This window comes from Bradyrhizobium sp. JR4.1, assembly GCF_040548605.1.
GTDB lineage: Bacteria > Pseudomonadota > Alphaproteobacteria > Rhizobiales > Xanthobacteraceae > Bradyrhizobium > Bradyrhizobium canariense.
Genome location: NZ_JBEPRY010000011.1, coordinates 156,476 through 168,130, shown reverse-complemented (window position 1 = coordinate 168,130; position 11,655 = coordinate 156,476). Strand labels below are relative to the sequence as shown.

Genomic DNA, 11,655 nt, shown 5'->3' with positions numbered 1-11,655 from the left:
ATGATCTCAAAATTCTTCATCGAGCGGCCGGTCCTCTCGAACGTCATCGCGCTGTTGATGATCCTGATCGGCGGCGTCGCGCTGTTCAACCTCGCGATCGCGCAATATCCCGACGTGGTGCCGCCGACGGTGCAGGTCACGACCCGCTATCCCGGCGCCAGCGCCAAGACCGTGATCGACACCGTGGCACTGCCGATCGAGCAGCAGGTCAACGGCGTCGAGGACATGCTCTATATGCAGTCCTACAGCGGCTCCGACGGCACCTATACGTTGACCGTGACGTTCAAGATCGGCACCGACCTCAACTTCGCGCAGGTGCTGGTGCAGAACCGCGTCTCCAGCGCGCTGTCGCAACTGCCCCAGTCCGTGCAGAACCAGGGCGTCACTGTCCAGAAGAAATCGACCTCGATCCTGCTATTCGTGACGCTGACCTCGCCCGACAAGACGTTCGACAGCCTTTATTTGAGCAACTACGCCACCATCAACCTCCGCGACGAACTCTCGCGCCTGCCTGGCGTCGGCAACGTCACCGTGTTCGGCGCCGGTCAGTATTCGATGCGGGTGTGGCTCGATCCGAACAAGCTGCAGGTCCGTGGCCTGGTGCCGCAGGACGTCATCCAGGCGATCCAGCAGCAGAGCCAGCAGGTCTCGGCCGGCCAGGTCGGTGCGCCGCCGACGCCGCCGGGCCAGGCGTTTCAGTACACCCTCAACGTCAACGGCAGGCTCGACGACACCGCCGAGTTCGAGAACATCATCGTCAAATCGGGCACCAGCGGCGACGTCACGCGGGTGCGCGACGTCGGCTGGGTCGAGCTCGGCGCGCAGACCTACAGCCAGATCTTCTCGCTCAACAAGCAGCCGGCCACCGGCATCGGCGTGTTCCAGTCGCCGGGCGCCAATGCACTCCAGGTCGAACAGGCCGTCGAGAAGAAGATGGCGGAGCTCGCGAAGGCGTTCCCGCAAGGCATGAAGTACGATACGCCGTTCGACACCACAAAGTTCGTGCAGGCCTCGGTGCACGAGGTCTACATGACGCTGATCGAGGCCGGCCTGCTGGTGCTGGTCGTGATCCTGGTGTTCCTGCAGGACTGGCGCGCGATGCTGGTGCCGGCCACCACGGTGCCGGTGACCATCATCGGCGCCTTCGCCGCCATGGCGGCGCTCGGCTTCACCATCAACATGTCGACGCTGTTCGCGATCGTCCTCGCGATTGGCATCGTCGTCGACGACGCCATCGTCGTGGTGGAAGGCGCGGCCCACAACATCGAGCAGGGCATGAACGGCCACGACGCCGCGATCAAAGCAATGGACCAGTTGTTCGCGCCGATCGTCGGCATCACGCTGGTGTTGATCTCGGTGTTTTTGCCGGCGTCGTTCCTCGCCGGGCTCACCGGCCGCATCTATTCGCAATTCGCGCTAGTGATCGCCGCGACCGCGCTTCTGTCCGCCATCAACGCGGCGACGCTGAAGCCGACCCAGTGCGCGCTCTGGCTGCGGCCGACGGTGCCGCCGGAGCAGCGCAACTTCTTCTATCGCGGCTTCAACGCGGTCTATAACCGCGTCGAGCGCGGCTACATCCGACTGATCGGCGTGCTGTGCAGGAACAGCACGATCTCGGTCGCGATCGCACTGGTGCTGATCGTGATCGGCGGCTATGGCCTGTCCCGCGTGCCGACCGGCTTCCTTCCGATCGAAGATCAGGGCTATCTGATCGCCGCCGTGCAACTCCCTGACGGTGCCGCGCTGGAGCGGACCCAGAAGGTGCTCGACAGAGCGAGCGAGCTGATCAAGGACACGCCCGGAGTCCAGCAGGTCATCACCATCGCCGGCATCTCCGCGCTCGACAACAGCGCCAGCCTTGCCAACGCCGGCGTCGCCTACATCATCCTGAAGGACTGGGACGCGCGCAAAGGACCGGGCGAGGATCTGCGCTCGCTGGTCTACGGGCTGAACGACAAGCTCGCGGTCATCATGGAGGCGCGCACGCTGGTGCTGCCGCCGCCGCCGATCCAGGGCATCGGCAACGCGGCCGGCTTCTCGATGCAGGTCGAGCTGCGCGACGGCAACAGCGATTTCGCCAAGCTCCAGGCCATCACGGGCGCGATGGTCTCCAACGGCCAGAGCCAGAGCGCGCTGCAGCGCGTGCAGTCCTCGTTCCGCTCTTCGGTGCCGCAATTCAACGTCGAAATCGACCGCATCAAGACCCAGACGCTGCATGTCACGACGGACCAGGTGTTCGCGGCGCTATCGACCTATCTCGGCTCGTCCTATGTCAACCAGTTCAACAAGTTCGGCCGCGTGTTCCAGGTCTACACGCAAGCCGATCCGGCCTTCCGCGTCACCGAGCGCGACATCGCCAACATGATGGTGCGCAACTCGAACGGCGACATGATCCCGATCGGCACGGTCGCCACGATCACGCCGGCCACCGGCCCCTCGCTGATCAGCCTCTACAATCTCTATCCGTCCTCAACCGTCATCGGCCTCCCCGCGCAGGGCTACTCCTCCGGCCAGTCGCTGAAGCTGATGGAGGAGATCGCGGACAAGACGCTGCCGCCGGGCACCGGCTACGAATGGACCGCGATGTCCTATCAGGAGAAGGCCGTCTCCAACCAGATCTACTGGGTGTTCGGGCTCGCCATGCTGCTGGTCTATCTCGTGCTCGCCGGCCAGTACGAGAGCTGGTACGCGCCGATCTCGGTGATCCTGGCGGTGCCGCTGTCGTTGCTCGGCCCCATGCTGATCCTCAATGCCCTGAAGATCGACAACAACCTCTATTGCCAGATCGGCCTGATCCTGCTGATTGCGCTGTCGGCCAAGAACGCCATCCTGATCGTCGAGGTCGGGCTCGAGCTGCACGGCCGCGACGGCAAGCCGGTGCTGGAATCCGCCATCGAAGCTGCGCGCGCCCGCTTCCGCCCGATCTTGATGACGTCGTTCGCCTTCATCCTCGGGGTGGTGCCGCTGGTGATCGCGACCGGCGCCGGCGCCAGCGCGCGCAAGTCGATCGGTATCACCGTGTTCTCGGGCATGCTGGCCTCGACCTGCCTTGCGGTGCTGTTCGTGCCGGCGTTCTTCGTGGTGGTGCAGCGCTTCGAGAACTGGCGTGCGTCGAAGAAGATTCCGAAGGCGGTGGCAGTGGCCGAGGTGAAGTCCTAGGCTTGCTCCGCAGCCACCTGCCGCGCCTCGCCGCTCGAGACCAGGAGCACCGAAACCTTTGCCTGCCTGAGCACGGCGTCGGCGACGCCGCCGAAGGAGAGGTGATCGGCCTGGATGCGGTCGACGCCCATCACCACGAGATCGACGTCGGTGGTCTCGATCTCGCGCAGGATCGCCGCTTCCGGCGTCCGATTCGCGCGCAAGGTCGTGGTGATGTCGACCTCGTAGCGGGCGGCGAGATCGCTGGCGTCCTTCAGGATGCCGGCCTCGTGGCTCAGACCCCGAGAGGCGCCGCGCTGCGCGCCCTTGTCCCGCGTCGTCGCGACATAGATCACCCGGAGCGAGCCTGATCCCGCCTGCGCCAGCGCGACCGCGACCTCGGCGCCGCGCTTGGAGACGCCGCTGCCGGAGACCGGAACGAGGATGTTGAGCGCCTCGGGCATCGGCTGCTTCAGGTGCTTGCCCTTGGCCGCCACGATCGCGAGCGGTCCTTCGAATTGCGCTGCGATGTCCTCGATCCTCCGATCGAAGCGATCCTTGGCGGCAGCAACCTTGTCGACGCCGATGACCAGGAGGTCGAAGCCCTTGCGCGCTTCGTCGGCGATGGACGCGCCGAGCTCCGCACGCCTTGCCCGGGTGACGACATCGACGCTGCCGGAATCGCCATCGCCATGGGCCGAGACGGTCTCGGCGGCCTTCTTCACCACCGCCTCGTGGCTTTCCGCCTCGCCGCTCTCCTTCTCCTGCTCCTTGGCGCGCTTGCCGACGTGCAGCACCGTGATCGGCAGACCGCGCATGCCGGCGATCAGGCCGGCAATGTGGGCGGCGAAGGTGGCGTTGACACTTTCGTCCACTGCCAGCAAAGGACGTTCGAGATTGGCGACGAAGCCGCGCCTCTCGAACTCTTCGCGCTCCAGGCGCTCCTGCTCCTCCTTGTTCATCGGCAGCTTCGCCAGCGCCGCGCGCAGCATCGGCGGCATCGCCATCGTGGTCACGATCGCCATGGTCACGATCATCGTGAACAGGTTCTGGCTGAGCACGCCGATCGAAAGACCGATGGTGGCGATGATCACCTCGGTCGAGCCGCGCGCGTTCATCCCGCTTGCGAGGGCCAGCGACTCCCGTGTGTTCAGCCCGCCCACGGTTCCGCCGACGAAGGCGCCGCCGAACTTGCCGACACTGGCGATCACGACCAGCAGGCCGGTGAGCATCAGCAGATGGGGATCGCGCAGCACCGTGAGGTCGGCGCTCAAGCCGGCCAGACCGAAGAACACCGGCATGAAGAAGCTGGATATCAACCCGCGCAGGCGCTCGTCGATCTGCCGCGTCAGGATCGGGGACTCGCCGACCAGAATGCCGGCGACAAAGGCGCCGAGCACGGTGTGAACGCCGATCAGATGCGTGATCAGCGCCATGGCGCACATCATCAGCAGGATCACCGTGATGACCGGCGCGGTGCTGACGAGATTGTCGTTGGCCCAGCGGATGAGCTGGAACGCGAGGCGGCGGCCGATGGTGAAGCTGATGGCGAGGAAGGCGAGCGTGCCGAGCACGGCTTTCGCCACCGAGGCGATATCCAGCGTGCCGTGCGACGCCAGGCTGAAGATGACGGCGATGATGATCCAGCCGATGGTGTCGTCGATGACGGCGGTGGCGACGATGATCTGGCCGACATTGCGGCGCATGAAGTTCATCTCGCGCACCACCACCGCGACGATCTTCACCGAGGAAATCGACAGCGCCGTGCCCATGAACAGCGACGCCACCAGGCGGGCTTGCGGATTCGGCAACAGCGTGTCCGGCAGGAACTCGCCGAGCGCGAAGCCGCAGGCGAAGGGCACGAGGATGCCGGCGATCGAGATCGCGATCGCGGCCTTGCCGACCTTCCTGACCAGCTTGAGGTCGGTCTCCATGCCGGTCAGCAGCAACAGCAGCAGGATGCCGAACTGGGCGATGCCGTCGATCATCGCTTTCTGCTCGGGCGTCTTGGGGAAGATCGCGTGCTGCGCGTCAGGCCAGACCCAACCGAACAGCGAGGGACCGAGCAGGATGCCGGCGAGCAATTCGCCGATCACCGAGGGCTGGCCGAGGCGCTGCATGATCTCGCCGAGACCGCGGCCGACCGCGATCAACAGCACGATTTGGGCCACCAGCAGGAATTCCGACGGACCGGCCGATTTGCCGCCCTCGGCACTGGCCGCAACTGTGGTGAGGACAAGCGCCGCGGGGACAAGGCCGACCGGTCGGAGCAGGCTCCACTGCATGCAAGAATTTTCCCCCTTCATCTGCCCCGGCGAGGTGCCGGGATGACGGGGATAGAACCCGCGGCAGGCAACCGGAGTTCCTTGAGTTCGCGGCCGGGTAAGGGGACAACACCAAAAAACGCGAAAACAACCCCATGCACAGTAGGGATGAGGTTGAAAAGACTGAAGAAAAATTTTGTCTCTGCGAAACTCAAATTTCGTCTTTGCCGAAAATCACTTGCTCCGTCGGGCAAAACACTGGCATGATGGCATCATCGGCAGACTAAGCGAGCCGCCGCCACATCCCCGTCATTGCGAGCGCAGCGACTTGTCCGCCGAAGCTTAGCGAAGGCGGAAGCAATCCAGAATCCCTCCCTGGAAAGATTCTGGATTGCTTCGTCGCTGCGCTCCTCGCAATGACGGCGTGGAAAGAGCTGATGTTACGCCCCCTCGTGCCCCGGACGCAGCGCAGCGCCACTTCGGCGGTACGCTGCAGAGCCGGGGCCCATGCGGCACGGGAATTCGCAGCCTCTGGGTCCCGGCTCTGCGCCGCAACGCTCGCGCGTTGCAGCTTGTCCGGAACACGAGACTATTGCCCTCACACCGCGTGCGGTGTCCTGATCTCGCGCGGCAGAATGATCGCGGCTGCGATCGCGAGCAGGCAGAGTGCGGCGAAGGCATGCAGCATGGTGACGAAGCCGCCCTGCTCGTAGAGCCAGGCGACCAGGCCGACCGAGGCGCCGGCCGCGGTGAAGCCGATGAAGTAGCGCACGGCATAGGCGCGCGAGCGCCATTCCTCGCTGGTGTATTTGCCGACCATGGCGTCGTTGACCGTGACCTGCCCGAACGCGCCCATGACGATGCCGATCGAGACCAGGATCAGCGGCAAATTGGACAGGCTCGCGGCCAGATACAGGAACGGCGCCAGCATGAAGGACAGCGGCAGCGCCACCGTCTTCAGCGAATAGCGGTCGAGCAGCCGGCCGATCGTGTATTGCGTCATCGCGCCGAACACGTAGACGCAGGCGGCAATAACACCAAGCAGCGCCGGGCTTTTGGTGAGATCGGCGAGCCGCTCCGCGAACAGCTTTGGCAGCGCCACGGTGACGGCATTGAACGTGGTGGAGATCGCGATCACCACGATCAGCAGCGACAGGATCACGCGCCACATGTCCTGCTTGGCGACCCGCGCCTGCGCTGCCGCCTGCTTCGAGCCCTTGCGGTCCTCGTGCACGACCATCATCGCAAAGGCGATACCGATCAGGATGGTGACGATGCCCGGGACGATGAAGGCGAAGCGCCAGCCGAGGTACTGGCCGATCACGCCTGTGACCAGCGCTGACGATGCGACGCCGAGATTGCCCCAGACGCCGTTGATGCCCATCTCGCGGCCGAGCCTGTCGGCGTAGGACACGATCATGGCGGTGCCGACGGGATGATAGATCGAGGCAAAAATGCCGATCGCGAACAGCGCCGCGCCAAGCTCAGCCTGCGTCTGCACGAACCCGACCGAGATCATGGAGGCGCCGATGCCGACGAAAAAGATCAGCATCATGTGGCGACGGCTCCAGCGGTCGCCGAGCCAGCCGGTGAGCAGCGAGCCCGCGCCGAAGGCGACGAAGCCCGGCGTCGCATAAGGCAAGAGTTCCGAATAGGCCATGCCGAGCGCCGGCCCCATGATGATCACCGCGGCCGCGAAAATCAGCATCGCGTAATGGTCGATGAAATGGCCCGCGTTGACGAAACTGATCACCCGGCTGGGGCTGTTCATTCCGAATCCTCTCCTGCTCCGAAATGAGTTATATGTCGGGCGAGTGACGGGATGCCGCCAATGACTGTCGTCGAGACGCCAATCCTCCGGGCGGTCCGGAGCAATCATCGCTCGCCCGCGGGCGTGCATCTGGTCGCGCGCGACTACCCCAAGGGCATGCGGATCGATCCGCATATGCACCGCGAGGCACAGCTGATCTATGCCGCCAGGGGCACCATGCAGGTGACGACGCCCGGGGGGCGCTGGCTGGTGCCGCCGGACCGCGCGGTCTGGGTCCCCGCCGGGCTCCAGCACGCCATCGATCTGCTCGCCGACATCGAGATGCGCACGCTGTATTTCGACCTCGCCTGGCTGAAGCGCGAGCAGCGCCATGAGGGACTGACCAAGGAATTCGTGGTGCGGGTGTCGCCGCTGCTGAACCAGGCGATCCTCGCGCTGTTCGACGCGCGCAATACCGAGGAGCGGACCGATCTGCTGGTGCGCCTGGTGATGCTGGAACTGGTTCAGGCCGAGGATTCCGCAACCTTCGTGCCGCTGCCGCACGAGCCGCGCTGCCGGCGCGCGGCCATGATCGTGCTCGACGATCCCACCGCCCTGCACGACATCGGCACGCTGGCGCGCGAGGTCGGAACCTCCGCGCGCACGCTGTCGCGGCTGTTTTCGACCGAGACGCAGCTGAGCTTCAAGAGCTGGTGCCAGCGCGCAAGAATCGCGGCGGCGATCCAGCGGCTGTCGACCGATGCAAACGTGTCGGTGAAGCAGCTCGCGACCCAGCTCGGCTATGCCAGCGTGCCGGCGTTTTCGGCGGCGTTCCGCCAGGTGACGGGGCGGACGCCGACGGAGTTTGTCACACATTCGGTGTCATCGCCCGGCTTGACCGGGCGATCCAGTACTCTGGGACGGCGCGGCTAGAACCGAAAAGCTGCGGCGTACTGGATGCCCCGGTCAAGCCGGAGCATGACAGCTTTCTTTGGGTTTTCGAACCGCCCGCCCCCGCTAAACTTGCCAAAATCCCCCGCTTGATTGTGATCGGCTTCCGCCCAAATCCCGTGTAAGATTCCCGCACCGCACAAACCTGACACGAAAGCCCCGATGGCCAACGCTTTCTTCTCCGACCTGCTCACCACCATCTCCGAGCGTGGCCGCACTCTGCTTCGCCGCGGGGATTCTGCCGACACCAAGCAGGACGCCGATGGGCTCATCGAGCTCTGCGGCGCGCTGCTGTCGGGCCGGGGCGAAGCTTCGGGCACCGCCATGGCGCGTGAGGTGCTCGACATCTACCAGGACCTGGATGCGGCGGGACGTCGCGCCTTTTTCGAAGCACTGGTGCGCGATTTCGGCCCGGATCGGGAACGCCTGTCCAAGGCGATCGAGACATGGCGCGCCAAGCCGGCCGACGAGGATGCCAGCGCCTTGCACTTCGCCTCCGAGCCGCGCCGGCAGGAGCTGATCCGCCGCCTCAACCGCGCGCCCGGCGGCACCGGCGATCTCGTCAAGATGCGCGCCGACCTGCTCGACATGATGAACGGGCACGCCGATCTCGCCGCACTCGATCGCGACGTCTCGCATCTTCTCTCGTCATGGTTCAACAGGGGGTTTCTCGTGCTGCGCAGGATCGACTGGTCGACCCCGGCCAACATCCTCGAAAAGATCATCCGTTATGAAGCCGTACACGAGATCAGCGACTGGGACGATCTGCGCCGCCGCATCGATCCGGTCGACCGTCGCTGCTACGCCTTCTTCCATCCCGCGATGGTCGACGAGCCCCTGATCTTCGTCGAGGTGGCGCTGACGGAGACGATCCCCGGCGCGATCGCGCCGCTGCTCGCGGTCGACCGCCCCTCCGTCCCGATCGAGCGCGCCCGCACCGCCGTGTTCTACTCGATCTCCAACACCCAGCGCGGTCTCGGCGGCATCTCCTTCGGCAGCTTCCTGATCAAGCAGGTGGTGGAGGAGCTGCGCCGCGAATTGCCCAAGCTCGACAATTTCGTGACGCTGTCGCCGGTGCCGGGCTTCATGCCATGGGTGAAGCAGGACAAGGATTTGCCGCTGTCGGACGAGGACCGCGAGATCCTGAAGCGCCTCGACGATCCCAAATGGTTCGAGAACCCCGAGACCACGACACTGCTACGTGGCGTGATCGAACCCCTCGCGGCGCACTACTTCCTCAAGGCACGCACGCCGAAAGGCAAGCTGATCGATTCCGTCGCGCGCTTCCATCTCGGCAACGGCGCCCGCCTCGAGCGCATCAATTGGTTAGGCGATCTCTCGCCCAAGGGGGTGCGCGAGTCCGCCGGCGTGATGGTCAACTATCTCTACCGCCTCGACGACATCGAGAAGAACCACGAAGCCTACGCCAATGACGGCGAGGTCGTGGCCTCGAGCGCGGTGAAGAAGCTGCTGAAGGGCGAAGGGCGGCGGCTGCTGGACATGCGGCTGTCGTAGAGACATTCGGCTCACGGCACATCGTCAAGGCGAACCCAGCCGACGACGCTCTCTCCGCCGTCATTGCGAGGAGCTCTGCGACGAAGCAATCCAGACTGCCTCCGCGGAAAGATTCTGGATTGTTTCGCTGCGCTCGCAATGACGGAGATTGTGGCGACACCTCGCGCAATCCCAGCAATTCGCCCGCAGCAGGCGAAGCGCCCGTCGAAGCGCTCCCCTCTCGCCACCGTCATTGCGAGGAGCCCTTGCGACGAAGCAATCCAGACTGCTCCCGTGGAAATACTCTGGATTGCTTCGCTGCGCTCGCAATGACGGGGTGTGTGGTGACACCTGGTGCAATCAGATTAGCGTCTCGTACAAATCCATCCAATCCGGATTGACGCTCTCGATCAGCGCAAGCTTCTTTTCCCGGCTGCCGGCCTTGATCTGCTTCTCGCGTGTGATCGCGTCGGTCATCGTCGCATGCAGCTCGTACCAGACGAGAAGCTTGCAGCCATACTTTGACGAGAACCCCTTCACCAAGCCCTCGCGGTGCTCGAACGCGCGGCGCGGTGGATTGGACGTGACGCCTGTATAGATCGTCCCGTTGCGGCGATTGGCGAACATGTACACGCAAGGCTGCTTCATGATCGTGCTCATCTGAGGAGAGCTTTCATGATATCCAAGAGATGATTGCGAGACTTTCGCCGACATCGTCACTGCGAGGAGCTCGCGACAAAATTGCAAAGCAATTTGCGCTGATGCGACGAAGCAATCCAGACTGCCTCCTTGGAAACACTCTGGATTGCTTCGCTGCGCTCGCAATGACGGAGTGTGTGGCGCGGCCGTCGCGCCCCTCGCGTTGCGCTACTCCGCCAGCGCCTTCATCTCCTTGTAGAGATCCGACTTGCCTTCGAAGCCGATGCCTGACAGCTCCGGCATGGTGATGTGGCCGTTCTCGACGCGGACGCCGTCGGGGAAGCCGCCGTAGGGCTGGAACAGATCGGGATAGCTCTCGTTGCCGCCGAGGCCTAAGCCGGCTGCGATGTTGAGCGACATCTGGTGGCCGCCGTGGGGGATGCAGCGGCTCGGCGACCAGCCATGAGTTTTCAGCACCTCCAGCGTGCGCTGGTATTCGCACAGGCCGTAGGACAACGCGCAGTCGAATTGCAGCCAGTCGCGGTCGGGCCGCATGCCGCCGTAGCGGATCAAATTGCGGGCGTCCTGGTGGCTGAACAGGTTTTCGCCCGTTGCCATCGGTCCCGGATAGAATTCGGCGAGGGCTGCCTGCAGCGCGTAGTCGAGGGGGTCGCCGACTTCCTCGTACCAGAACAAGGGATAATCCCGCAGCATCTTGGCGTAGGCGATTCCGGTCTCGAGATCGAAGCGGCCGTTGGCATCGACGGCGAGCTGCGCGTCCTTGCCGATCTCTTTCAGCACCGCCTCGATGCGGGCGCGGTCGTCCTCGATATCGGCGCCGCCGATCTTCATCTTCACGACGTTGTAGCCGCGATCGAGATAGCCGCGCATCTCGCCGCGCAGCATCGAGAGGTCCTTGCCCGGATAATAATAGCCGCCGGCGGCGTAGACGAACACGCGCGGATTGGCTTTGACGCCGTGACGCTCAGCCAGCAGGCGGAAAAGCGGTTTCCCTGCGATCTTCGCTACCGCATCCCACACCGCCATGTCGATGGTGCCGACCGCGACGGAGCGCTCGCCGTGGCCCCCCGGCTTCTCGTTGGTCATCATCGCACCCCAGACCTTGTCGGGGTCGAGATTGTCGCCGGCCGCATTCAGCAGCGATTTCGGATCGGCCTCCAGGATGCGCGAGGCAAAGCGCTCGCGGATCAGGCCGCCCTGCCCGTAGCGGCCGTTGGAGTTGAAGCCGTAGCCGACGACGCGCTTGCCGTCGCGCACGACGTCGGTGACGACGGCAACCAGGCTCGTCGTCATCTTGGTGAAATCGATATAGGCGTTGCGGATCGGCGAAGAGATCGGTTTCGTGATCTCGCGGACGTCGACGATGCGGACGGACATGGGGTTTGGCCTTTCACTTTC

The 11,655-nt window shown here is 64.4% G+C and carries 7 protein-coding genes; 3 read left to right on the top strand and 4 right to left on the bottom strand.

The window, feature by feature from the left end; genetic code table 11:
• On the top strand, positions 1–3,159 hold the full coding sequence (locus tag ABIB90_RS22195) for an efflux RND transporter permease subunit (protein ID WP_354201369.1): 3,159 nt from the start codon (positions 1–3) through the stop codon (positions 3,157–3,159).
• Here ABIB90_RS22195 and ABIB90_RS22190 read toward each other — a convergent pair.
• Positions 3,156–5,423: a cation:proton antiporter domain-containing protein gene (locus ABIB90_RS22190; protein ID WP_354201368.1), complete on the bottom strand. Its 2,268-nt coding sequence runs from the start codon at positions 5,421–5,423 to the stop codon at positions 3,156–3,158. The two genes, ABIB90_RS22195 and ABIB90_RS22190, sit on opposite strands and share 4 nt — an antisense overlap.
• A gap of 577 nt (positions 5,424–6,000) precedes the next feature.
• The gene (locus ABIB90_RS22185) at positions 6,001–7,173 is read right to left on the bottom strand and encodes an MFS transporter (RefSeq protein ID WP_354168208.1); all 1,173 of its coding nucleotides are present in this window, start codon (positions 7,171–7,173) and stop codon (positions 6,001–6,003) included.
• Positions 7,174–7,233: 60 nt separating this feature from the next.
• On the opposite strand from ABIB90_RS22185, the gene ABIB90_RS22180 reads away from it, so the two are divergent.
• Both ABIB90_RS22180 and ABIB90_RS22175 read left to right on the top strand, forming a co-directional pair.
• Positions 7,234–8,085 carry an AraC family transcriptional regulator gene (locus ABIB90_RS22180; RefSeq protein ID WP_354201367.1) on the top strand — a complete coding sequence of 284 codons (852 nt, stop codon included), beginning with the start codon at positions 7,234–7,236 and terminating at the stop codon, positions 8,083–8,085.
• Positions 8,086–8,265: 180 nt separating this feature from the next.
• Positions 8,266–9,618: a malonyl-CoA decarboxylase gene (locus ABIB90_RS22175; protein WP_354168212.1), complete on the top strand. Its 1,353-nt coding sequence runs from the start codon at positions 8,266–8,268 to the stop codon at positions 9,616–9,618.
• A gap of 339 nt (positions 9,619–9,957) precedes the next feature.
• On the opposite strand, the gene ABIB90_RS22170 is transcribed toward ABIB90_RS22175, so the two are convergent.
• A complete protein-coding gene (locus ABIB90_RS22170) occupies positions 9,958–10,245 on the bottom strand; it encodes a GIY-YIG nuclease family protein (RefSeq protein WP_027519749.1) in 288 nt (95 codons plus the stop codon).
• A gap of 219 nt (positions 10,246–10,464) precedes the next feature.
• Positions 10,465–11,634, bottom strand: coding sequence for a D(-)-tartrate dehydratase (tarD, locus tag ABIB90_RS22165; RefSeq protein ID WP_354168215.1), 1,170 nt, complete (start codon positions 11,632–11,634; stop codon positions 10,465–10,467).
• Positions 11,635–11,655: the final 21 nt, after the last annotated feature.

Excerpts from the sequence above, each read along its gene's own strand:
- ABIB90_RS22195 (WP_354201369.1), top strand. The coding sequence starts at position 1 with ATGATCTCAAAATTCTTCATCGAGCGGCCGGTCCTCTCGAACGTCATC.
- ABIB90_RS22190 (WP_354201368.1), bottom strand. The coding sequence starts at position 5,423 with ATGCAGTGGAGCCTGCTCCGACCGGTCGGCCTTGTCCCCGCGGCGCTT.
- ABIB90_RS22185 (WP_354168208.1), bottom strand. The coding sequence starts at position 7,173 with ATGAACAGCCCCAGCCGGGTGATCAGTTTCGTCAACGCGGGCCATTTC.
- ABIB90_RS22180 (WP_354201367.1), top strand. The coding sequence starts at position 7,234 with ATGACTGTCGTCGAGACGCCAATCCTCCGGGCGGTCCGGAGCAATCAT.
- ABIB90_RS22175 (WP_354168212.1), top strand. The coding sequence starts at position 8,266 with ATGGCCAACGCTTTCTTCTCCGACCTGCTCACCACCATCTCCGAGCGT.
- ABIB90_RS22170 (WP_027519749.1), bottom strand. The coding sequence starts at position 10,245 with ATGAAGCAGCCTTGCGTGTACATGTTCGCCAATCGCCGCAACGGGACG.
- tarD (WP_354168215.1), bottom strand. The coding sequence starts at position 11,634 with ATGTCCGTCCGCATCGTCGACGTCCGCGAGATCACGAAACCGATCTCT.